Annotated in this window: 18 protein-coding genes; 4 read left to right on the top strand and 14 right to left on the bottom strand. The window is 40.0% G+C overall.

Annotated features, from left to right (window positions below; genetic code table 11):
- Window positions 1-36: 36 nt before the first annotated feature.
- From BUC07_RS10510 to BUC07_RS10500, 3 genes are read right to left on the bottom strand one after another with little or no spacing between them, the layout of a single operon-like run.
- Window positions 37-762 carry a YjjG family noncanonical pyrimidine nucleotidase gene (locus BUC07_RS10510; RefSeq protein WP_073169139.1) on the bottom strand — a complete coding sequence of 242 codons (726 nt, stop codon included), beginning with the start codon at window positions 760-762 and terminating at the stop codon, window positions 37-39.
- A complete protein-coding gene (gene rsmI / locus BUC07_RS10505; RefSeq protein ID WP_073169137.1) occupies window positions 755-1453 on the bottom strand; it encodes a 16S rRNA (cytidine(1402)-2'-O)-methyltransferase in 699 nt (232 codons plus the stop codon). Before rsmI ends, BUC07_RS10510 begins: the two co-directional genes overlap by 8 nt.
- Complete coding sequence (locus BUC07_RS10500) at window positions 1446-2261, bottom strand: hypothetical protein (protein WP_073169135.1); 816 nt, start codon at window positions 2259-2261, stop codon at window positions 1446-1448. Before BUC07_RS10500 ends, rsmI begins: the two co-directional genes overlap by 8 nt.
- Before the next feature lie 75 nt (window positions 2262-2336).
- Between BUC07_RS10500 and BUC07_RS10495 the strand changes: the two genes are divergently transcribed.
- Both BUC07_RS10495 and BUC07_RS10490 read left to right on the top strand, forming a co-directional pair.
- On the top strand, window positions 2337-2942 hold the full coding sequence (locus BUC07_RS10495; protein WP_073169133.1) for a thymidine kinase: 606 nt from the start codon (window positions 2337-2339) through the stop codon (window positions 2940-2942).
- A 16-nt stretch (window positions 2943-2958) separates the two neighbouring features.
- On the top strand, window positions 2959-5433 hold the full coding sequence (locus BUC07_RS10490) for a bifunctional UDP-N-acetylmuramoyl-tripeptide:D-alanyl-D-alanine ligase/alanine racemase (protein WP_073169131.1): 2475 nt from the start codon (window positions 2959-2961) through the stop codon (window positions 5431-5433).
- Between the two features lie 3 nt (window positions 5434-5436).
- Here BUC07_RS10490 and BUC07_RS10485 read toward each other — a convergent pair whose 3' ends face one another.
- From BUC07_RS10485 to BUC07_RS10470, 4 genes are all read right to left on the bottom strand, one after another.
- On the bottom strand, window positions 5437-6138 hold the full coding sequence (locus BUC07_RS10485; RefSeq protein WP_073169129.1) for a Crp/Fnr family transcriptional regulator: 702 nt from the start codon (window positions 6136-6138) through the stop codon (window positions 5437-5439).
- Window positions 6139-6530: 392 nt separating this feature from the next.
- Window positions 6531-7229, bottom strand: coding sequence for an ABC transporter ATP-binding protein (locus BUC07_RS10480; RefSeq protein WP_073169127.1), 699 nt, complete (start codon window positions 7227-7229; stop codon window positions 6531-6533).
- Between the two features lie 422 nt (window positions 7230-7651).
- Window positions 7652-9964: an ABC transporter permease gene (locus tag BUC07_RS10475; protein ID WP_073169125.1), complete on the bottom strand. Its 2313-nt coding sequence runs from the start codon at window positions 9962-9964 to the stop codon at window positions 7652-7654.
- Window positions 9965-9991: 27 nt separating this feature from the next.
- On the bottom strand, window positions 9992-12379 hold the full coding sequence (locus BUC07_RS10470; RefSeq protein ID WP_073169123.1) for an ABC transporter permease: 2388 nt from the start codon (window positions 12377-12379) through the stop codon (window positions 9992-9994).
- Between the two features lie 6 nt (window positions 12380-12385).
- On the opposite strand from BUC07_RS10470, the gene BUC07_RS10465 reads away from it, so the two are divergent.
- Both BUC07_RS10465 and BUC07_RS21630 read left to right on the top strand, forming a co-directional pair.
- On the top strand, window positions 12386-12637 hold the full coding sequence (locus BUC07_RS10465) for a DUF433 domain-containing protein (protein WP_245792694.1): 252 nt from the start codon (window positions 12386-12388) through the stop codon (window positions 12635-12637).
- Window positions 12637-12825 (top strand): DUF5615 family PIN-like protein, encoded by a 189-nt coding sequence (locus BUC07_RS21630; RefSeq protein ID WP_073169121.1) that lies wholly within the window; start codon window positions 12637-12639, stop codon window positions 12823-12825. Before BUC07_RS10465 ends, BUC07_RS21630 begins: the two co-directional genes overlap by 1 nt.
- 124 nt (window positions 12826-12949) lie before the next feature.
- On the opposite strand, the gene BUC07_RS10455 is transcribed toward BUC07_RS21630, so the two are convergent.
- The 7 genes from BUC07_RS10455 to BUC07_RS10420 form a co-directional block, all read right to left on the bottom strand.
- Complete coding sequence (locus BUC07_RS10455; RefSeq protein ID WP_073169119.1) at window positions 12950-15310, bottom strand: ABC transporter permease; 2361 nt, start codon at window positions 15308-15310, stop codon at window positions 12950-12952.
- Window positions 15311-15556: 246 nt separating this feature from the next.
- On the bottom strand, window positions 15557-16018 hold the full coding sequence (gene tnpA / locus BUC07_RS10445) for an IS200/IS605 family transposase (RefSeq protein WP_073169115.1): 462 nt from the start codon (window positions 16016-16018) through the stop codon (window positions 15557-15559).
- 111 nt (window positions 16019-16129) lie between these two features.
- On the bottom strand, window positions 16130-18493 hold the full coding sequence (locus BUC07_RS10440) for an ABC transporter permease (RefSeq protein ID WP_073169113.1): 2364 nt from the start codon (window positions 18491-18493) through the stop codon (window positions 16130-16132).
- 24 nt (window positions 18494-18517) lie between these two features.
- Complete coding sequence (locus tag BUC07_RS10435) at window positions 18518-20821, bottom strand: ABC transporter permease (protein ID WP_245792696.1); 2304 nt, start codon at window positions 20819-20821, stop codon at window positions 18518-18520.
- A gap of 195 nt (window positions 20822-21016) precedes the next feature.
- Complete coding sequence (locus tag BUC07_RS10430) at window positions 21017-21712, bottom strand: ABC transporter ATP-binding protein (RefSeq protein ID WP_073169110.1); 696 nt, start codon at window positions 21710-21712, stop codon at window positions 21017-21019.
- A gap of 179 nt (window positions 21713-21891) precedes the next feature.
- On the bottom strand, window positions 21892-23142 hold the full coding sequence (locus BUC07_RS10425; RefSeq protein WP_073169183.1) for an efflux RND transporter periplasmic adaptor subunit: 1251 nt from the start codon (window positions 23140-23142) through the stop codon (window positions 21892-21894).
- 14 nt (window positions 23143-23156) lie between these two features.
- Window positions 23157-23381, bottom strand: coding sequence for a hypothetical protein (locus tag BUC07_RS10420; RefSeq protein ID WP_073169108.1), 225 nt, complete (start codon window positions 23379-23381; stop codon window positions 23157-23159).
- Between the last annotated feature and the right edge of the window lie 5 nt (window positions 23382-23386).

Here is a 23386-nt window from a genome sequence, read left to right as displayed (position 1 = left end):
AACAGGCGTTATTGAGAAAACAATATTTGGGAGTGATTATATAATTGACCTCAAATCTTTTAGGCTGTTAACAGAATATACCAAACTTCTGTTCTGCTTAATGAATTTTATTTTTTGTTCATCATTTTGTTTGTCCGCATTATAAAAAACTGCGTCAATTCCAAAATTAGTGGCTCCTCTAATATCCACTTCCCAATCGTCACCTACCATCAAGCTTTTGTTTTTCGGTGCATTGGACGACTTCACCGCATATTCAAATATTTGCCGGTGTGGCTTGGGCGACTGAATATCTTCTGAGATGAACACTTTGTTAAAATACTTTGCCAACCCGGTAATTTCAAGCTTTTTAAACTGCACTTCGCGAAAACCATTTGTTATAATCAATAACGAATATCCTTTCACCATTAAATATTCAAGCAGTTCAACCGCACCTTCAATTAGTTTTTTCTGTTTCGGCATTTCGCTCAGGTAAAGCGAGTTCATTTCACCGGCATCAACTCCACTGACATTCAACTCATGGAATGTTTTCTGAAAACGTTGAAGCACAAGTTCTTTTTTTGCAACCTTTTTATTTCGGTATGTATTCCAAAGCTCATGGTTATATTTTGAGTAGGTATTAAAAAAGGTAGTGAAACCTGTACTTTCATTTAGATTCGGAAATTTCTGAAATGCCGCATGAAGCGCATGAAATGAATTGGTGTGAAAATCCCATAGTGTATTGTCGAGATCGAAAAAAATATGAGTGTACCGTTTTTTACTCATTTTTCCCCTTTTTGGGCAGGCCTTCCACAACAATCACAACTTCTCCTTTCGGTGGGTTTTCGGTATAAAAGTCAGCGAGTTCAGTTAAGTAACCTCTTTTAACTTCTTCGAATAATTTTGAAAGTTCGCGGCAAACACATGCATTTCGGTCGCTCCCAAAATGTTCAGCCAGGTGAGTTAATGTTTTCACCAGCCTGAAAGGGGATTCGTAAAACACCATTGTGCGCACCTCTTCAGTAAGTTGCTGAAGGCGTTTTTGCCGGCCTTTTTTACGTGGCAAAAACCCCTCGAACACGAACCTGTCGGTGGGAAGTGCAGAAACAGCAAGTGCCGGTATAAGCGCTGTTGCTCCCGGAAGGCACTCCACTTCAATTTCATTTTTCACACACTCGCGAACAAGCAAAAACCCGGGGTCGGAAATAGCCGGCGTTCCTGCATCCGAAATCAGTGCAACTGTTTTTCCTTCAGCAATTTTAGTTACAATTGAACCGGCAATTTTGTGCTCATTAAATTTATGGTGGGAAGTTGCTTTTTTTTCAATTCCCAAATGGTTCAACAATTTGGAAGAAGTCCGTGTGTCTTCAGCCAAAATCAGGTCGGCTTCTTTTAACACGGCAATGGCGCGCAGGGTAATGTCATCGAGATTACCAATGGGCGTAGGAACCAATATTAGTTTTCCCGGTTCAACCATTTTGAAACCTGCGTTTTACAAGGTTCACAAATTTGAGGCTGGTTTCGTTCTTTTTCCATTTAAAATTTTTGCGCAAATAATCCACCGCTTCCTTTATATTCTGCATCGAATCGAGTGCTTTCACCGTTTCCAAAAATTTCTCACTGTCGCCGTCGAACAACTCACGGATGTACTGGAAACGATCGTTGATTCCAATGGCTGCCCGAATGCTGCTCACAGGCAGGTTCGATAATTTATACTCCAGCTTATTCTGGTCGGTAATAATGTCGTTTACTGATTTCCCTTTCAAAAAGCTATCACCCAGACGTGAATTGGCCTCTGTCCTTTCGTTATCTTCCTCCAGCATATCATCATCTTTTTCTTCCTGCTCAACATCATCTTCCCGGCGGATTTCTTCTGTTGCTGGCTTTTCCTGATTTTCAACCTCTGGTTCAGGGTCTTCCTCTTTTTCTGTTTCCCGGCTATCTTCAACAGCAGGTTTTTCCTGATGTAATTTCTGATACCCGGCCTCTTCCCGTACTTCTGCTTTTTCCTGTTCCGGCAATTCATCTTTCTGAATAGCAGCAGCTTCAATTGTTTGCTTAACTTTTTCAACTTTTTCCTGCTCAGCATCTGAGAGTGGCTCTGAACTATTCTTTTGCATTTTTGCTTCAAAAAGGTGCATCAGTTGCAGTAATCCTTTTGCTCGGGAATGAACAAACTCCATTTCGAGTGAATCAATTTTTTCCTGCGTTTTCAAATCGGCAATTAACTCCTCGAGTTCGCTCATGTCCTTCAACAAAATTTTTATGAGTTTTTTATCTTCCATTCTTTGCCGGGCTATATTTTTAAAGTTTAATTTTGTAAAAGTACAAATTTTAATTTCTTATTGAACAGAGGCTGCATGTTTATTGAAAGGGATGTAAACAGCCCAAAAAAACTGGGCACAATTGAGGTCGTAACGGGTTCTATGTTTTCCGGAAAAACCGAAGAACTGATACGCCGTTTGAAACGGGCGAAGTTTGCCCGACAAAAAGTGGAAATCTACAAACCGGCCATGGAAACCCGTTTTTCGGAAGACGAAGTGGTTTCGCATGACGAAAACGCCATTCGCTCATCTCCGGTTGATAACTCATCGAATATTTTACTGCTCTCAGGGAATGTGGATGTTATTGGCATCGACGAAGCCCAGTTTTTCGATAAAGGACTGATTGAGGTAGTGGTGAAATTGGCCAATATGGGAATCCGGGTAATTATTGCCGGGTTAGACATGGATTTTAAAGGCCTCCCGTTTGGCCCCATGCCCGGTTTAATGGCGGTTGCCGATCATGTGACCAAAGTGCACGCTATTTGCGTGAGGTGCGGAAGTATTGCCCAGTTTTCGCACCGCCTCTCAGAACAGGAACAGGTTGTGTTGCTGGGCGAAAAAGAAGCCTACGAACCACTTTGCCGCAGCTGCTTCACCAAAGCAATCAAAAGCCCCTCCAAATCATCTCAAAAGGGAGGCTAAAAAAGGATTTCAATTCATGACCATAACAAATTCAATACTGGAAATTTCTCAAATAATTGAGGGTAAACTATTTGCCCCTCCTGATTTTAGTGATTGGAGAATTGAGAAAATTGTAACCGACAGTCGTACATATTTTGGTGGCAAAAATGCTTTGTTTTTTGCATTGGTTGGCCCCCGAAACAACGGGCACCACTTCATTCCTGAACTTATAAAAAAAGGAGTTACTGCTTTTATTGTTTCTGAAAAGAAATTCATTACCGGAGACGCAGCCTTTATTTTAGTTAAAAACACCACCAGCGCGCTGCAAAAACTGGCAGCTTTTCACCGTGCCCGATTTCAATATCCGGTGGTTGGGATTACCGGGAGCAATGGAAAAACCATTGTAAAAGAGTGGTTGCACGAAATACTTTCCGGACAGCTTAAAATTATTCGCAGCCCCAAAAGTTACAATTCGCAGACAGGTGTCCCGCTTTCTGTTTTGTTAATGGATAATAATTACAATCTGGCCATTTTTGAAGCGGGAATTTCGCAACCCGGCGAAATGGCTAAACTTCAGCCCATAATAAAACCTGAAGTAGGAATTTTAACCAATATTGGCGATGCACATCAGGAAAACTTCAAATCGAAAAAGCAAAAACTGCTTGAAAAGCTGCAGTTATTTAAATCGGCAAAGCAACTTGTTTTTAATATCGATAATGAACTGGTGGGTAAAGAAGCTCAACACTTTTGTAGTGAAAACTCAATTAAACCAGTAAGCTGGTCTCTTAAGAATAACAATGCGTTGCTCAAATTTAAGCACCAAGCCGTTGGCGGCAAGTCTAATCTATCGGTTGTTTACAATGATGAGAAATTTGAATTTACCGTTCCTTTTGCCGACGAGTCATCCATCGAAAATGCTTGCCACTGTTTTGTTGCCACATTGTTGCTGGCAAAAAATGCCCGTGAAACGTTAAATGTTTATACGAGGCTGGCCCCGCTGGCTATGCGATTAGAGATAAAAAAAGGGGTGAACAACTGCCTGCTCATCAACGACTACTACAATTCCGACCTCACTTCATTTTCGATAGCCCTCTCGGTTTTGCACCAGCAGTCCAAAAAAGGGCATTTAAATAAACTGGTGATTTTATCGGATATTCAGCAAACCGGAATTCCGCCAAAAAAACTGTACCGGCAAATCAATCAGCTGTTAGCGCAATGGCAAATTAATGAGATTGTTGGTATTGGCCCTGAAATTACCGCCCACTCAAACGAATTCACGCTCCCAAAAAGCTTTTACCCGGCAACCGAAAATTTCATAAAACACCGCTACAAAAATCAGTTTAGCAATGCTGTTATTTTAATAAAAGGAGCCCGCAGTTTTACGTTCGAAAAAATAGCTGCGCTGCTGCAGCAAAAAGCCCATCAAACGGTTTTGGAAATTGATTTGAATGCCTTGGTAAACAACCTGAATGTTTTTCGCAGCCTGTTGCGTCCCGAAACCAAAATTATGGTAATGGTGAAAGCATTTTCGTATGGCACCGGCGATGTGGAAATTGCACAATTACTGCAATACCAAAATGTGGATTCCCTGGCAGTGGCGGTTGCCGACGAAGGCGTTGAACTCAGGAATGCAGGCATACAAACGCCAATTATTGTTATGAATCCCGAACAGCATAGTTTCCAGAATATAATTGACTACCGGCTGGAGCCCAATATTTACGGAGAGGAGGTTTTGCTGAATTTTAAAAAAGCTGTTTCGGAGAATGCATTAAACAATTATCCTGTTCACCTTAAAATTGACACCGGAATGAACCGGCTGGGATTTAAAACCAGGCAGGAAATCAAAACTATAGTTTCAGAAATTTCATCCGGCAGCCAGCTGAGAATCAAATCAGTATTTTCGCACCTGGCAGCAAGCGACAATCCGGATTTTGACACATTTACACAAGAGCAATTCAATTGTTTTGACATACTTTCAGAAAAAATTACCCGGGCATTTCCGTATAAGATTGACCGGCACATTCTGAACTCTGCAGGAATAGAGCGTTTCCCGGAAAAACAATATGAAATGGTGCGCCTGGGCATCGGACTTTATGGAATTTCAGCAACCGGATTACCGTTACAAAATATCAGCACGTTTAAAAGCTCTGTTTCGCAGGTTAAGAAGGTCAGCCCAGGAGAAACTATTGGTTACGGAAGAAAAGGAAAAATTGACCGCGAAAGCGAGATTGCCATTGTGCCGGTTGGCTATGCCGACGGGCTCGACCGCAAATTAAGCAACGGCACTGGCCAGGCCCGGGTAAACGGGCAGCGGGTTCCAATAACGGGCACAATTTGCATGGACATGCTCATGCTCGATGTTACGGGTAAAAATGTTTCGGCTGGTGATGAAGTGGAATTTTTCGGACCTCACCTTTCTGTTTCAGAAGTGGCAGAAAAAGCAGGAACCATTCCTTATGAAATACTGACCGGGATTTCGCAACGTGTGAAAAGGGTTTACCTGTTCGAATAAAATTTAACCTAATTTACTCACGCGTTCCAGGCGATGCGAATTAAGAATTTTTATTTTGCGCCCGTCGATGGCAATCACTTGCTCGTTGGCAAAGGTGGAGAGTGTGCGTATGGCATTCGAAGTCGTCATGTTCGACAAATTGGCAATGTCTTCGCGCGAGAGGTAAACTTTGAGAGTTGTTCCGTCGTGCTCAAATCCGTATTTATCTTTCAACAGCAGTAATGACTCTGCTAATCTTCCGCGAATATGTTTCTGCGTTAATGTTACTGTCCGTGAATTGGAGAAGCCCAACTCCCTGGATAATTTCTGTATGAGGTAATACGAAAACGAACTGTTTTTGAGCGCTTTGTTCAAAACAAAATCGGGACTTACAGTGCAAATCATCGATTCTTCCAGCGTGACTGCTGATGCAATGTGATTTTCTTCAGCAAACAGGGCACGGTAACCAATAATACCAAGCGGTTTGGCCATTCGAATGATTTGTTCACGACCGCCAACGCCTTCCTTAAAGATTTTAACTTTACCAAAAACCAGCATCATAAAACCGGTTGGTTTGTCTCCTTCTTTAAAAACAAATTCATTTTTTTTATAATGAGCCAACGAGATATGCTGCTCCAGTTCTTCCTTCTCTTCCTGATTCAATAAGTGAAAAATTGATTTTGGATTATCCAGAATATCTTGTATTCCCAACTCAGAATTTAACATATATCAGTCAATAACATGTTTTACAGCATCAAAGTTAAAAATTTTGCGGATATGCCCTCGATTTTTTGGTTTTATTTTATACATGTTGCGGTCATGCTTCTTTAAAACCATAGAATATGATTTTTGCTCCCTCAAAACGCTTTTACAGAAACAAACAACCAGGTGAATGCTTTTCTGTCTTCATAAGCCATTGCCTAAGGTGTAAATACCAGTAATCGTAACGGTACCGGTTACACCTGGGAACATCCCAGCTTGCTGTCCTTACGATTAAAAGTGCTAAGCGGACGGTCAGCCAATATGGCAACCCTGCTAAACTACATCAAAGCTTTAGGCAGTAGCCCGGAGGGTGAAAACGGATCAAAAAGCAGGATGAATTTTAATCTTGAATTTCATCACCGCATGTTTAACTCACTATCTTCCAATTGATAATCCTGCCGGATCAACCCGTCTTCCAATTGAATTATGCGACTGCCGTAATCGGCATACTTTTCATTGTGCGTTACCTGGATGATGGTCATTCCCTCTTCGTTGAGTTTTTTCAACAACTTCATTATCATTTCGCCCTGCTCGGAATGCAGATTACCCGTTGGTTCATCAGCCAGCAGAAGTTTAGGGCCTCCAACTATTGCGCGTGCAATGGCCACGAGTTGTTGCTGTCCGCCGGAAAGCTGGCTTGGGAACAGACCTCTTTTGGCCACAATATTAAACCGGTCGAGCAGATCAGCCACGAGCGCTTTTCGTTCTTTTCCCTTTATTCCGCGATAAATCAGCGGCGTTTCAATGTTTTCATATACATTCAATTCGTCGATGAGGTGGAACGCCTGGAAAATGAAACCTACGTGCGTGCGGTGAAACTGCACTTTTTGCTTCTCTTTGATTTTATGCGCCGGCTGATCAAAGAAATAATATTCGCCCGCACTGGGCTCGTCCAGCAAACCAATAATATTCAGGATTGTAGATTTTCCGGCACCACTCGGCCCCATGATGGTTACAAATTCACCTTGTTTAACTTCCAGATTTACGCCTTTCAGAACAAACGTCCGCTGAAATTTGGCGTCGTAGAACTTGTCGATGTTTTTTAGTTGTATCATTATTAAAAATTCTGTTTTTATTTTTCGGTTTAGTTCGCTAAGAGCAAAGAGCATGGAGCATAGCGATCCCCCTGCTCTTTCCGCTTTGCGCTATGCTTTTTATTCATACCACAAGCTCTCAACCGGATTTCTTGTAGCCGCCCTCCAACTTTGCCAGCTAATTGTCTGAACCGCGATTCATTTGATTTCTGTGATGGACTTTGATTTTGTTTTTTTCTATAAATCATGGTAATCATTTAATCAACTAAATCATAGTTCAGACATTTTATTCATACCTCAATGCCTCCACCGGATTCCGCGTTGCAGCCCGCCAAAGCCCCTCTAAATCTCCCGCCAGCCGGCGGAGAGACTTCGGGCAGATGGAATTGCATGAAGAAGACTTTGACAGAATTCTACCACAACATCGTCGCTCTGCGACTCCTTTATTCATATCTTAAACTTTCAATTGGGTTCCTGGTTGCTGCTTTCCACGATTGAAACGAAACCGTAAACAAAGCAATCCCCAACGCGAGTAAACCCGCCAATGCAAAAATCCACCAACTTAAAGTGGTTTTGTAGGCAAAGTTTTCGAGCCATTTGTGCATGGCGTAGTACGCAATGGGTGTCGCAATGACAAAAGCTATAATCACCCACATTACAAAGTCTTTATTCAACATTGCCAAAATTTCAGAAACGCGTGCGCCGTTCACTTTGCGGATACCGATTTCTTTTATGCGTTTGTGACTTTCAAACAAAGCCAATCCCAATAAACCGATGCTGCAAACAAGTAATCCCAAAATGGAAAACAAAGTAAAAAACTTAGACAGCCTGATTTCACGTGTCATAAATTCGTTCAAAATAAAATCGCTGGTAAAACCGGTGTTGTAAGTCATATCGGGAAACACTTCCTTCATACTCTTGTCAATTTGAGCCAAAACCTCGGGGATGTGCTGGCTGTCGGAATATCTTACACAAGGATAAAACCCGCGTGAAGGCTCATATAAAACAGCAACAGGCTTTTGTTCTTCTTTTACTGAATTAAACAGAAAATCATCAATAACGCCAATGACCTCGACCGGACGTTTCCCAAAATATATTGTTTTGTTTTTTGAAAAATCATCGGATGATAAAAGTTTCGCAAACGTTTTATTGATGATTATTTCATTGCTGTTCGGTTCTTCTTTTTTAAATCCTTTTCCTTGAATTAAATTGACTTTAAAGGTGTTAATAAAATCATCCCCAACGCGATACAAATAAACACCAACGTGTTTTTCCGAATTTTTTCCAGACCAGTTAAAACCTGTTGTAGAACTTCCGACAACTCCAGGTTTACTATCCACAGCGCATACCGAAGCAATGTATGGGCTTTCTAAAAGTTTTTCCTTTATCTGCGCATTCTTTTTCGCCATATTTCTGATTTCACCTGGCTCTATAAAAAGCATATTTTCTTTGTCGAAACCCAAATTAGTTTTGCCAATAAACCGGATTTGCTTTGAGATAAACAAAGTGAAAATAAGGATGATTATCGTTAATGATAACTGTAAAACCAACAAACCTTTTCGTAAATATACCGATGATTTCATCCTGTCTGTGTGCCTGGCTAATATCTGAATTGGTTGTGTTTTAGTAAAAACCCGAGACGGAACCATTGCTGTCAACAATGAAACACCTGTGATAATAACCAGCAACAGAACCAGCTTCGATATACTAAGCTGTGCAAATGCTAACTCAGCGCCAATCAAATGATTAATATAAGGCAAAAGAAACGAAGTTATGATTAATGCTGCAAGGAAACTCATGAAAGTGAGCAAAAGAGTTTCCAGAAGAAAACTCCGGTATATACCTGCTGCCGATGAACCAAGCAGCTTATTAATACCTACTTCCTTTGTGCGCTTAAATAAATTTGCCGTCGATAAATTGATGAAATTAATACATGCTAAAAGCATAATAAACAGACTTGCTATGATAGCAATGGTCAACATCTTTTTTTGTTCGGCACCTTTTTGTGTTAGGTGCAATTCGGTCAACGGGAATAACGTGAACTCAAATTCGTGCTTTCTCGAGTAGCTTTCGATATTCGGCTTTGCCTGTTCTAATGTTCCAATCAGTTTTACAAATGAATGAACATAATAATCGTTCCAGGATTCTTTGATTCCAAAATCCTGAATTGCTCTTTGTATTGGAGCTGCCAAATCAAAACGAATAGAAGAATTACCCGGAATATCTTTAAATATAGCGGTTACCGTTCCACTATTTTTTTTATCCAGTAAAATCTTATTGCCTAACGCCAAATCGACGGCACCAAAAATTTTTGTTGCTAAGCGTTCCGAAATTGCCAAAGAATTTGCATCCGGAAAAACTTTATCCTGACTTTGGAGTATAATATTGAAGCTAAAAATGCTAAAAATTGCTTCATCCATATAGCGACAGGTTTCCCTAAATTCACCTATGGGTGTTGTAAGGTTCCTTTCAACTTCCCAGGGAAGAATGTTGGCAGCAATTTCTACTTCCGAAATTTCACTCTGAATTGATTCTGAAAAGGGAAAAGGTAGAACAGAGGACAAGTCTTCAGGATCATCCAAACTCATATAAATTTTGTCGGCATCTTCATTAAACTTATCAAAACTGGTTTCGTAATCAACATATAAAAACACTATAACTGCGACAGACAAACCAATGCCCAATCCAACAATATTCAGTACAGAAAATGTCTTATTGAACAGTAACTTTCGTAAAACGAATTTAAAACTTAACATTTTTGTATTTTTAATACATAACTAAGATTACTCATACCTCAGCGCCTTAACCGGATTCCTCGTAGCAGCTCTCCAACTCTGCCAGCTCACAGTAAGCAACGCAATCCCCAAGGCCAGCAAACCCGCCAACGCAAATATCCACCAGCTTAAACTGGTTTTGTAAGCAAAGTTTTCGAGCCATTTATTCATGGCGTAGTACGCAACAGGTGTTGCAATTATAAATGCAATGGCCACCCATTTTATAAAGTCTTTGTTCAGCATGGACAGGATTTCAGAAACTTTGGCGCCGTTTACTTTTCGGATACCGATTTCTTTGGTGCGTTGTTGCGAAATAAATAGTGCCAATGCGCTGATTACAAGCATGCTGATTAAAATTCCGATGAGTGCAAAAGCAAAAAGTATCCGGCTTAAAATGGTTTCCGCCTTGTACTGCGATGCAATGGTTTCGTCAATAAAGAAAAAATCGAATTCCTGCTCCGGATAGTGAGTGTTCCAGGTTTCCCTGATTTTGTCCATTCCTGTACGAAGATTTCCGGGATTTAAACGAACATGGATAAACCGCGCCCGGTTGTTCGATTCATCTAACCAGAACGCAAAATCACCAACTGCTTCGTGGGCCGAACTGTAATTAAAATCTTTGGCCACCCCAATAAAATTAATCCGGGTCTGATCCGGTTCCAGCGGCTGTGATTCACTATAAGTTTCCAAGGCATCCATACTTCCGTGTCGCTCCAGCAGCCGTTTGTACAAATGGTTATTAATAACCATCCCGCGCACTGTATCTGCCGAAGGACTAATCCAGTTTTCCAAAAGTTGAATATTCATCGTTTTCAGGTAGTTGTAATTGGCGAAAACCATTTCGGCTGTCCCGTCAATTCCCAAACCGTCGAGTGGTAAACTTTGAGCCGGATAACCAAAGTGCTGCATGGTAAAACCAACCGATGCTACCTGGCTTTGGTTTTTAAGTTCGCGGGCAAAAACTGCCGGGTCTTTCGAAAAATCTTTCAGGTTGAGAACAACCACATTTTCCTTGTCGAAGCCCAGCGGTTGATTAAATATGAAGTTGATTTGTTTGTTCACCAAAAAAGTGGACGATAGGATGATAATTACGATGGTAATTTGTATAACCAGCAATGATTTCAGGATGTGATTTCCTGAATAATTTATTTTTTCGGAAAGAATATCGATGGCAGAAATTTTTCCCAAAAGAAAGAATCCGACAAAAATGGCGGTTAATCCGAGACAAAAAACCAGCACCAAAATTACACTCAGGTAAACAACCGGCTCGGAATAGTAAATATTGAAATCGATTTCGAAAAACCGGTTGATAGATGGTTTTATGATTTCGATGCTGCCAAACGCAAGAAGTATGGAAACCATGCAAAACAGAAAAACTTCGGATAAAACCTGGCCAGTTAATTGCCGCTGGTTTGCGCCAATTGATTTTTTCAGCCCCAGTTCTTTCGACCGCTTTATCAATTTGGCAATGGTGAGATTCACAAAATTGAGCAGTGAAACCAGTAAAATGACAAACGAAATGATTACAAATAACCCGATATTTATTTTGCTTGAGCTTTCTTTGAGTTCAAACCGAAAATCAGATTTTAAATGAATGTCGTCCATCGGCACCAACTGAAACTGATATTCTTTTGGGCCGCGCGTTTGCTTTAAGCTGCCGGCATCGTAAAAACGCAGAATTTTGTTTTCAACTTCAGTTGGCAACGCCCCTTTTTCTAATTTAATGTAGTTGTAAACCCATTGTGTTTTCTGGTTGGGTAACGTTTCGTATCTTTCCTGCAAACCGCCTTTTTGCGAAAGCAGCAGTTCGTAGTTGAAATGTGTTTTCGGATGTGTATTTTTTACAATCCCACGGATTTCGTAATTCCCAATATTTCGGGCATATTGCAGCGCCTCAATTGTAATTGTTTTTCCAACCGGGTTTTCGTTTTTAAAATATTTGTCTGCAAAATCCTCGGTAACAAACACGGTGTTGGGTTTCGAAATTTCCGACAAATCTCCCACTTTGGGTTGTACCGAAAACATTTCAATAAAACTTTCGTCAACCGACATGATATCGTTTTGCTGAAACGTTTGCTCTCCCATTTTTATGGTTCCCACTTCGCAGTGCGAAAACTGAGTGGATTTTTCAATTTCCGGAATTGTTGCGGTGGCGGGATGAATAATTCCCAGGCTTCGCGCCCATGGAGTTTCTTCCCGGCCTTCGGGAATGGAAGTCACCCGGTAAGTTCGTTCGTGATCGTCAAAATGTTTATCGAAACTTTTTTCGTTTGATACATACAAAAACAGGATTAGAAAGGAGGCAATTCCGATAACCAATCCGACTACGCTAATGGTCGAAAAAGCTTTATCCTTAAAAATTCTGCGGGCAATTAATTTAATGTTGTACCAAATCATATTTCGATGTTTTTAGTATTTTTGAATAAAAAAGTAACCATGTTGCTAAATGAAAGAATAACATTAGAACCGGGGAAAAGAAGTGGGAAACCCTGCGTAAGGGGAATGCGGATAACTGTAGCTGATGTCTTAAGCTACCTTGCTTCAGGAATGAGTTTTGAAGAAATTCTTGATGATTTCCCAAATTTGGAAAGAGAAGACATACTTGCATGTTTGAGCTATGCTGCAAACAAAGAAAAGATTGAACTTTGCGCGTGATGAAACTTCTGTTCGACCAAAATCTATCTCCCAAGCTTGTTGCTTTTTGGGGATTTCCACCAAAAGTTATCTGGATTCGTCGTGGCAATTGCTCCACAAATGATATCAAAAAATTGCTTAATTCCAATTCTGAAAAGATTAAAGCCTTTATTTTAGATTCAACCAATGGCATTTTAACTCTCAATTAGTTATTATTTCATTTTTATTACTCATTCCTTAATGCCGATTTCCCGGGTTACCGGGAACTTCTCTTAACTGCTATCTCAACGTCTCAATCCCGAGTCACTTTGTACCAGGGAACTTAACACTCCTCTACTCGTATCGGAGAGCCTCAACCGGATTTTTTGATGCTGCCTGCCACGATTGAACCGAAACCGTAAGCAATGCAACTAAACCGACAATAAGACCTGCGATCAGAAAAACTCCGACCGTGATGGTTGTTTTATTATCAATCCCCTGCAGCAAACGATAAACAATCATCCAGGCAATTGGAGCTGCAATAATGTATGCCACAGCAATATTCCGCACAAATGCCTTGTTGAGCAACGTCATAATTTCAACATTCCGGGCCCCGTTCACTTTTCTTACACCAATTTCTTTGGTTCTCGACTGAGTAGCATGGTATGTTAAAGCAATCAGCCCAACCAATGCCAGCACAATCGAGATAATACTGGCAAAACGGAACGTGTTGTTTATCTGCTTTATTTCATCGATATATGCAGCAACTTCTGCATTGGTAAAACTATATTCAAAAGGAAAATCAGGTGAAATATTTTTGATTGTCGTTTCGATTTCATTGATTGTTCGGTCCACATTTCCCGGTGTTAAACTTACAAACAGGAACTTTGTAAAACCCTGATGTTCCGGGTGTGCCGACATCACCATCGGTTTTACGCGGTTGAATATAAAATTGTTTTGAAAATCACTGACAACGCCGATAATTGTACTTTCTTTTCCCCAAAACTGAATTTGCTCTCCAACAGGGTATTCAAATCCCAGCCGGGCTGCCGCTGCTTCGTTTATAAGAACTCCTTTTAACCCGACCGGATTTTCAACCACAAATTCATCGCCCATCGCCATTTTCATATCAAACGTTTGGGTATAACCATCCGAAACAATAGCAAACCCAAAGGAATCGTCGTGTTTTTCCCCTTTATCGTCGGTCCACGATACTCCCGAATGATTGGGAATTCCTGCCGGCATTGACGATGCTGCGCACATATTTTTCACTTCTGAAATTTTTCCCAGTTCGCTTTTCAAACTCTCATAGTTAGTTTTTAAAGTGTTGGTCAGCGGAATCTGCATCACCATTTTGTTATCGAAACCCAAAGGCATTTCTGCCATAAAACGGTACTGTTTGTTCACCATGAGGGTGATGACCACGAGCATGATGGAAATAACAAATTGAAACGTAATCAGCACATTTTTGCTTCGAATGCCAACCCCGGATTTCTTTTCCTTTTTAAAAACCGAAAGTGGACGAACGCCTGAGAGAATCATTGCGGGATAAAAACTGGCAAACAGTGTTACAATAAACCAAAGCAGCAGACTACCGGCAATAAATAACGTTAAATGGGTTTCCATAAAAGTTTTGATGTCGGAACCTGTAAGTGCTCTAAAAACCGGGTGTCCTGTTTTCGCTAAGAATACTCCTAAAACCACGGCAAAAAAACTGATTAGCCCTGTTTCCCTGATGAATTGTTTGCCAATCAGCCATCTCCCGGCGCCCGAAATCTTTCGCATGGCAATTTCAGATGAACGTTTCTGAACCAGCGAAGTGGAAAGATTTACATAGTTTAATACGCTAACTGCCAAAACCACAATGCCGATGAAAATGAGAAGGTAGAGCGGATTTCTATTGTAGTACAATCTGCGCTCTTTGGCAGGAATCATGGCAAGCGACAGTTGCTCGGGGTTTCTTACATTATCAGGTTTTATTTCGGCATAAAAACTTTTAATTTTCTGATTGAAAGTTTTGTAATCAGTATTCTTATTTAGCTTGAAAAAAGGTTGTCCGTTGCTGTCCCAGCCACTGAGTTTTGATTCGGAGCGCAACGACCTGATGGGTGCAATCATCGAAAATTCAAAAGTGACATATTCGGGAATATCGACAACGCCCGAAACGGTAAAAAACTTGTCGTTGTTTAACACCAGTGTTTTTCCCAGGGCAGGTTCGTTTCCAAAGTATTTGTCTGCGGTTTCCTTCGACAGCACCACTGAATTGACTTCTTTCATAGCTGATTCAGGAGTACCTTCCAGAAAAGAATACCGGATGATTTCAAAAAGGTCATTATCTGCAAGGTAGAAGTCCCGTTCATTGAAACTCAATAAATCATCGCCCCCTTTTCCGTGGTACGATACAATACAGTTGCTGTACTGACTATAATTTTCAGTGCGGGCGAAATATTCAATTTCAGGATAATGTTCAGCCAGCATTACAGGAATCGCATAACTGATGGTCGTATTTCCCAAAGGCGATTCCGGACTTTTCTGAACCAGGTAAAAAACGCGTTCGTGCTCCGGTATCGAGGTATTATACGATTTTTCTTTCCCGACATGCATCATAATAAGTATGGCGCAGGTAAAACCGAAGGCAAGCCCAACGATGTTAAGTATTGTGAATGTTCTGTTCTTTCTTAAAAAACGAAAAGCGATTATAAGTTGAGTTATCATGATTAAACGTTTTATTCATTCGTTATGCTGAAATTTTATTATTAATATTTCAAAGTTTCCATCCTGACTCACTTCATTCTCGGGATTTCTTGTTGCTGCTCACCGGGCTCGCCAGCTTGGTTTTTACCCCGAAATCCCGTGAAGGAGACATTTTTTATCATTAACCAGTGCCAGCGGCACGATGTTATGGTAGAATCCGATACAGTGCCAAACCCAAAGTCCCGTAGGGACGGTGCCGCAATTTTTTTATTCATAAAATTCAAACAAATAAGCATCTTCATATTTTATTTCATTTTTTCGCAATAATTCCAGATATTCATCCTTAAATGAGCGTTTCCTATGATGCTCTTCCTGATTCATTATGTATTTAATAACATCATTTCTTTGTGACCGGGAATAGGTAAATGCTCCATATCCTGCTTGCCACTCAAACTTTCCGGCTACAAAGCCTTCAAGATTTATCCACTTTGACGATTTTGCTTTTACATTTTTTAGAATATCCGAAACCGATATTGTAGGATTCAGTTCAAAAAATATATGTACATGATCTTTATACCCCCCAACGCTCAATGAGTAATTTTTTGTTTCTTTTAACGTGCCGGCAAGGTAGCGGTGCAATTGTTCACTCCAGTTGTTTGAAATAAAATTTCCCCTTCCTTTGACCGAGAAAACTGCATGTACATTCATTTGCGTGTATGTATTTGCCATATCTTTTTATGTTTTATAATATTTCGTTTGCAATAAAAACACCATCGCTATGCGATTTTTGGTAAAAAATGAATCGCTTTTCTACCACAACATCGTCGCTCTGCGACTCCTTTATTCATACCTCAATGCCTCCACCGGATTAGTTCGCGATGCCCTGAAAGAATGATAAAAAACGGTAATTAAAACTACAATTGTGGCAATCATATAAGTAAGTGCAAATACCCACCATTTAATATCTGTTCTAAATGAAAAGTTACTGAGCCATTGATTCATAACTATAATTGTAGGAGGAATTGACAGAATCATTGCAATTGTAACCATGATAAAATTCTTACTCAGAAAAGACATTATAATTCCTTTCCCGGAACTACCACAAACTTTTTTTATACCTATCTCTTTGGTTTGGGATTTCATGATAAAAAGTGTAAGGCCAAATAACCCAAACGAAGCAATCATTAATGCAAAAAACGCTGACAATGAAACAATCACGCTTAGGTTTTTCTCTTCCGAATAAACCTCTTTCAAAAAATCATCTATTGCTTTATAATCAAGAGGTTGGCCGGGTAAAACTCTTTCCCATTCAGATTTAATTGTTGACAATACATTTCCTAAAGTTCCGGCTTTGTAGCGGATAGCAACCACTTGGGCAAAATTGTCTGATGCCACTATTAATAAAGGAGGGATATCGCTGTGCAAGGAATGCAAATTAAAATTTTCAACGACCCCGATAACAGTTCCATCTACTACATCAATTCTTTTCCCAACAGGATCGGTTAATTCAAGTGCTTTTACGGCTTTTTCGTTAAGTATATATGAGTTTTCATCGTCTCCAGGTGTAAAACTTCTTCCCTCAAGCACATGTATTCCCATTGCTTCAATAAAACTATAATCAACCGCCAAAAGCTCAATAGGTATTTTTTTAGATTTGTCGCCAGGCAGTTCCATGGGATAAGGCCAAAAACTGGTCATTGGTAAAGCGTCTATTGCTCCTCCTGCAGAAATCACATTCGGAAAATCGTTAATACCATTAATAAACACTTTTGATTTTTCAGAATTCTCCCCCATATTAATAAATAAAATATCTCTGTTGTGATAACCCGGATTTTTGTTGAGAGCATATTTATATTGTGATTGAACAATTAAAGTACTCGATACGAAAAAGCAAAAAATGATGAGTTGCGCCACAATCAGGGCAAACCGAATATGCGATTTGCGATTACCGGGTTGTACTGATTTATTTAAAATACTGATTACATTTAACTTTGCTAAAAACGATGAAGTGTATAGTCCTGACACCAATCCAATAAGTACGGTAAGCACAATATAAACAGTTACATAAATAGCAATATTTGATTTGATTATTAGAAGTTTGGCTTGAAATAGCTCTTCGGCATAAGGCTTCCCTAGCCATGCTAAAAACAAAGCTATTGGCAAAACCAAAATTGACAGAATCAACGATTCGGCCATCAATTGCTTTCGAATGGATTGTGTACTGGCACCATTGGTTTTCCGAATCCCAATTTCTTTTGATCTGCTTGTTGAAACTGCCGTTGAAAGGATGATATAATTGAGTGCGGCAATAATTACTACAAGTATTGCAATAGCCGAAAAAATCCGAATATTTTTTAGGTTTCCTTTTGGTAATCCGCTATTTATATGCTGAGATCCGAAGTACACATCTGATAAATTCTGAAGAGAGAAATCATATTTATCTTCTTCTCCGTAAACTGTTTTTTCAAGTGCTCTGAACTGTTCATTAAGAGAGGTGATGTCTGAATTTTTGTTGAGAAACAACCATGTGTGCCATCCATAGGAATTCCAGCTTGTTTCTGCATTTTTATCTTCTGTTCTATAATTTATCTGTTCTAAGCCCCATTTTGAATTGATAAAACAATCAGCCTGAAAAGTAGTATTATCAGGAATATTTTTAAAAACTCCCTTAACTTCAAATACCACTTCTCTATTGTTTGCATGGGCTATTAATTTTTCACCTATCGGGTTTTCATCAGGGAAAAATTTTTGTGCTTGATCCTGTGAAAGTACTATCGAGTTTGGTTCTTCGAGTATATCTTCCTGTTGGCCTATTAGTGATAAATTGAAAATTTTAAAAATTTCAGAATTGGAACCAATTGCATTTTTAACAGGAATAAACTCTTCATTAAGTTTTAGACTAAACTCCCTCACATTTCTGATTGGCGTCACATATTTAACTTGCGGGAATCCATCTTTTAAATGTTTGCTCAATACATAAGGAGTACTTTCATCAGTTACCTTAACATCTTCATTATAATTTAAAACCCGGAAAATCTGCGTCCGGTTTTTAAAATAAGTATTATAGCTCAGTTCATTTATTACATATAACAGAATGATAAATGAAGCTGCCAGCGCGAGAGAAAGTCCCATAATGTTTATACCGGTAAAAAGCTTGTTGCGCTTCAGAAACCGGAGTGCAGATATTAGATAGTTTTTGATCATGACGATTAGTATTATATAGTTTTATCATTCGTACCTCAATGTTTCCACCGGATTTGTACGAGAAGCCCTGAAAGAATGAAATAACACAGTAAGTAAAACAACAAGCATTGCAATAAAAAACGCAACAACAAAAAACCAGAATTTTATGTCCACTTTATACGAGAAATTGCTTAACCACTTATCCATAAAATAATACGTAATTGGAATCGCAAGTATTGAAGCTACCACAACCATGATAAAATCCTCCTTCAGAAATGAATAAATGATGGATTTTTCTGAACTGCCAAATACCTTTTTGATGCCAATTTCTTTAGTGCGGCTCCTTGCCACAAAAAGCGTAAGTCCGAATAATCCAAAAGCTGCAATAAGCAAAGTAAATAATGCAAAAATAGAAACGATGGTACTCAGGTTTTTTTCTGTTGAGTAAAGCCCTTCAATAAGGTCTTCAATAGTTGTGTAGCTGAAAGGCCTGTCTGGCGCTACTTCTTTCCATTCTGTCTCCAGTAGTGGAAGCACACTGCCAAGAGTTCCGGGTTGATAATGAACTGCAACCTGTTGGATATACCGATCGGTCATGCTGATTTGCAATGGAGGAATACCGGTATGAATGGAGTGAAGGTTAAAATCTTTTACAACCCCGATGATGGTTGATCCCCAAAGTTTTTTTCCCACCGGGTCAACAATTCCCAACTCTCTGACAGCCGTTTCGTTTAAAATTACCGACTGCGTGAGATCGCTGTTAAAGTCACGCGAAAAATCGCGGCCTTCAACTACCTGAATTCCCATCACTTTCAGAAAGTCAAAATCTATGGCCATTCCTTCCAGTTTCACCTGTTGTTCCGGGTTTGTAAAATGTGGGTGCATGGTTGACATCCCTCCTAACATGGGAAGGCTGTGCATTGCTCCGGCAGCATTAATCACATTGGGGTAATTCTGGATTGAATTTATGTAAGCTGAATAATTTTTAAAATTGCGCCCAAGATCAATCAACACGATATTGCTGTTATGATGTCCGGGATTTTGGGTTAGCGCAAAATTGTACTGCGACCGTATGATTAATGTGGCTGAAACAAAAGTGCAGAAAATAACAAGCTGAATGACAATTAGAAATGAACGGAAATTTTGTTTCCTGTTTCCTGATTTTGATGTGCTTTTTAAAACATCAATTACTTTTAACCGTGAAAGCCAGCCAGAAGTGTAAATGCCAGAAGTTAACCCGATTAAAATGGTAAGCGCCAGGTAAACCAAAATATAGAGAAACAGATTTGAGTCGATAATATTTAACCTGGTTTGAAATAGTTTTCCGGCAAAGGGCAATCCGACCCAGGTTAATATAAGTGCAATTGGCAACACAAGCAAGGCCAGTATCACCGATTCGCTAAGTAACTGATTTTTGATGTTGTTGTTACCCGCACCGTTTGTTTTCCGTATTCCAATCTCTTTCGACCTGCCAGATGAAACTGCTGTTGAAAGCATGATATAATTGATGGATGCTACGAGTAAAATAAGGAAAGCAATGGCAGAAAACAAACGGATATTTTTCATGTCACCCCGCAAGCCTGCGTTTTGGAGGTTTTCCGATTTTAAATAAACATCGGAAAGTTTTTGCAACGAGTACGTTCTTTTTATTCCTTTCGAGGGATATTTTGTTTCTAAATTCCTGAACTGGCTGTCAATTTCTTCTTGCCTAACCTTGTCCGAAAGAAAAACCCAAGTCGTCCAAAAATCATGTTCCCAACTGGTTTCGGCATTATCAATATTGAACGCATCATTTATGGGGCCAATTGTCCATTCGCTGTTTACAAAACATTTGGCCCTGAAAGTGGAATTAACAGGAATATCCTCAAAAACACCAGTTACAGTAAACATCTGTTCTTCGTTGTTCACCAATCCCACAATTCCCTTTCCTGTCGGATCTTCTCCAGGGAAAAACTTTTCAGCTATTTCTTTTGAAAGAACAATTGAATTTCTATTGTCGAGCAGTTTTTTCGCGTCCAAACTTCCAATCAATGGGATAGTGAACATGTCGAAAATCTCTGATCCTGTTGCAACCGCACCAAAAACGTTAATAAATTCATCGCCTGATTTCAATCTCAGGCTTCTCAGGTTCTGCGCATTTACCGCCTTTTCTACTTGCGGAAATTCCTCTTTTAAGGTTGAAGCCAGAATATAGGGAGTTCCGGGCTGGGTGGTTTTAAATTCAGAATAATTATTCAAAACCCTGAAAATTTGATTCCGGTTCTTATGGCAATAATTATAGCTCAACTCATTAATTATATAAAGTAAAATAATGAATGAAACAGCCAAAGCAATTGACAGGCCTAACATGTTTATTCCGGCAAAAATCTTGTTTCGTTTTAGAAAACGAAGTGCGGTTTTAAGATAGTTTTTGAACATTTTGTTTTTTGTTCTTTGTTTTAATTATCACTTTCAAGCTCGTTTTTAGTGAAGGCTTCACTTGAAGTAAAACTCTCACAATTCGTATCTTGTTCTGTGCCCTAAGCTCTTTGCCCTCTGCACCTCCTACAATATCTCCACCATCGGTTCATTCACATTTTCAGTAATTACTTCGCCGTCGAACAAGTTAATGACGCGGTGGGCAAAACCGGCATCGTGCATTGAGTGTGTAACCATGATGATGGTTGTTCCTTCCTTGTTTAATTCTGTTAACAGATTCATGACTTCGAGGCCGTTTTTCGAATCCAGGTTTCCGGTGGGCTCATCCGCAAGTATCAGCTTCGGATTGGCAACCACTGCCCGGCCGATAGCTACACGCTGCTGCTGTCCGCCAGAAAGTTGCTGCGGAAAATGTTTTGCCCGGTGCCCGATTTTCATCCGATCCAGTACCTTTCCTACCATCTCCTTTCGCTCACTCGCTTTCAGCTTCAGGTAGATCAACGGCAGTTCCACGTTTTCGTAAACCGTCAGTTCATCAATCAGGTTAAAACTCTGGAAAACGAAACCGATGTTTCCTTTTCGCATTTGTGTGCGCTGGCGTTCTTTGTAGGTGCCTACTTCCGTTCCGTCGAAAAAATATTTGCCACCGGTCGGATTGTCGAGCAACCCGATAATATTCAGCAACGTCGATTTTCCGCAACCCGAAGGTCCCATTACGGCTACAAATTCACCCGCTTTCACGTGAATAGAAACTTCGTTCAATGCGAACGTTTCAACTTCCTCTGTGCGGAAGACTTTTGTTAGTTTTTCAGTTTTTATCATAAGAGCCCCCTTTAATAACAGCCCCCTCTAACTCCCCCGAAGGGGGAGGATAGGAACGCTGCGTTAATATTAATATATTCAATTTTTACATTCATTTTCTTTTCATATTCCCTCTCCTTTGGAGAGGTTTAGGCCTCCTCTCTTTCTCCCCTCCTTTGGAGGGGCCGGGGGAGGCTTCTCTATCTAAGTATCAGCTTATCATTCTCCCCAAACAAATCGTACCCTGAAGTTATCACTTTTTCGCCTTCTTCCAGTCCTTCAAGCACTTCGTAATACTTCGGATTTTTACGTCCAATGCGTATTTCGCGTTTTGTGGCAAAATCGCCCGATGGATCGACTACATAAATCCACTGGCCACCGGTGCTGTTGAAAAACCCGCCCAAACTAACGAGTAACGATTTTTGTGGCTGTCCCAGTTGTAAATTAATGTAATAGGTTTGCCCGGTGCGGATATTATCGGGCCGTTCATCCGTAAAAACGAGATCAATCTGAAATTGCGAATTTCTAACCTCAGGATACACTTTTTTTACCTGTAGGTTAAAAAGACTGTTTTGCCGTTCGAATGTAGCAGAAAGTCCTTGCCGCACCCGGTCGATGTAATGCTCGTCAATCAGCGCTTCAATTTTAAAATCCGTCAACACATTAATCTGTCCGATTCGTGTTCCCCTTCCAATGCTCTGTCCAATTTCGGCATCGAGCATTCCCAACTGCCCGTCAACCGGAGCTTTCACATTCAGATTATCCAGCCGTTCGCGGACAAGCTCAAGCGTCTGTGCCATTTTTGCCAGTTCCTTTTGAAGCTGGTTCATTTCCGTGATTCGTATCATCGAATCATTCTCCATTTTCTGCTTGTTGATTTCCAGCAGCCGAACGGCATATTCATAATTTTCTTTGGCCTCCAGATACTTTTCTTTTGCCACCAGATCGTCCTGAAACAGTGCTTCCTGCTGCTCAAAGTTCCTCTTCTTTTTAATGATATCGAATTCCGAATTCAGTAACAGCCGTCTGGAATCAATCAACGCATTTTCAAAATTTATTCGGGTTTGGCGCAGGTAATTTTGTTTTTGTGCCAGGTTCGATTCGCTGTTCATTATGTCCATATAAACGGTTCGATTTTCAAGCACCAGAATTACGTCTCCTTTATTTACTTTGGCGCCTTCTTCAATCAGAATTTCTTCCACTCTTCCGCCCTCTTCAGCATCCAGGTAAATTGTTGATATTGGCTCAACCGTTCCGTTTGTCCGGATAAAATCGTCGAAATCTCCCATTTGCACCTCTTCGATGGTAATTTTTTCGCGGTCGACTTTCAGCGTTGTTATGTTGGAATCTTTAATGATCTTCATTAGTAAAAAGATGAATACAAGGCCAGCCACACCGTAAATGATGTGTTTTGGTCGTATCCCCTTTTTCTTCTCTATTTTCCTGTCCATTCCCATGTTATAGTTTATTTTTGTTGGTTTATCTTTAAAATACCATTCAACATGCAAGCAATCATCGCAAATTTCTTCTCCCTGTTTACCCCAACCCTAAAGGGAGCAGGGAGAATCAATTCGCTCCCTTTAGGGTTGGGGTAAACGAATTGATTTTGAGGAATAGACTCAGAATAAGCAAATTCCTTTTTCACTGTTATTCCAAAAATCGAAACATTTGAATTATCTAACTTTATCATCTTCA

Source organism: Tangfeifania diversioriginum (assembly GCF_900141875.1).
Classification (GTDB): domain Bacteria; phylum Bacteroidota; class Bacteroidia; order Bacteroidales; family Prolixibacteraceae; genus Tangfeifania; species Tangfeifania diversioriginum.
Note: the sequence above shows the minus strand (reverse complement) of the source record. Positions and strands in the feature narration are given on the sequence as shown.